The sequence below is a fragment of the Mesorhizobium sp. M2A.F.Ca.ET.067.02.1.1 genome (assembly GCF_004023285.1).
Lineage (GTDB): Bacteria > Pseudomonadota > Alphaproteobacteria > Rhizobiales > Rhizobiaceae > Mesorhizobium.
Map to the genome: position 1 here is coordinate 1 of NZ_RZSB01001220.1, position 992 is coordinate 992.

The window sequence follows — 992 nt, forward strand, 5'->3', positions numbered from 1 at the left end:
CCGTCGGGGGTCGTTCATGGCATGCTATCCTGTTCCTTGAGCTGCGGTTTCCCCGGACCAAGTGATTTGATCGCCGCGTCGACGCAGTGGAAAATGCGCTCAGCGCCGACGATGTCGGCGATGCCGAACCGCTTGAGCGCCGCTTGGGCGCGCAGCGATTCCATGCGCGCGATAGCAAAGACCGCACCTTTGTCGCGACAATGGCGGATGGTGTCGATCAGCGCCTGAGCGGCGGTATAGTCGATCTCGACGATGTTGCTGGCCTCCAGAACCACCAGCTTCACGCCCTCGCTCCTGGCGTCGATCAGGTCGCTCAGACCGCGCTTGAAACGGTCGGCATTGACGAAGGAAAGCGGCGCCTGGAACGCCACCACCAGCACGCCGGGGTGCCGATCGCCCGGGCTGGAACCGCTCGGCGGCCACCAGACCGACGTGCCCGGTACCTGCGCCAGCTCGATCGGCTCGGTGCGCGTCGAGCCCCAGATGCCGTGCAGCAGCGACAGACCGATGCCGATCGCGACCCCGGTTTCGATAGGCAGGACGACGATGGCGATCATGGTGATCAGGATCAGCGCGAACTCGCCGAGCGCCTGGCGATATACGTTAACGGCGATCCTCCAGCGCAGGATATGCTGGGCCACGAACATCAGCACGCCGGCAAGGGCCGCTTGCGGCACGTTGGCCAGCAGGCTGCCGCCGAAAGCGCCGAGCCCCAGCACGATAGCCGCCGCGATCAGGCCCGACAGCTGCGAGCGGCCGCCGGTCTGGGCGACGATGGCCGTGCGCGGCGGGCTGGCGTTGACGGCAAAGGCGCCGAACAGGGCGGCCACGATGCTGCCCGCGCCGACGCCGACAAAGTCGCGATTGACGTCTGGCGCTTCGCCGTTTTGGGAAGCAAACGAGCGGCTCGTGGCCGCTGTCTGCACCATGACGACGATGGCGATCAGCAACGCCAGCGGGACAAGAGCCTGTGCGTCGTGGAAGTGGACGGT

Annotated in this window: 1 protein-coding gene; it reads right to left on the reverse strand. The window is 66.4% G+C overall.

Annotated features, from left to right (window positions below; genetic code table 11):
• Positions 1 to 14: 14 nt before the first annotated feature.
• A partial coding sequence (locus tag EOA28_RS36885; protein WP_148671157.1) for a solute carrier family 23 protein occupies positions 15 to 992 on the reverse strand: 978 nt, incomplete at its 5' end.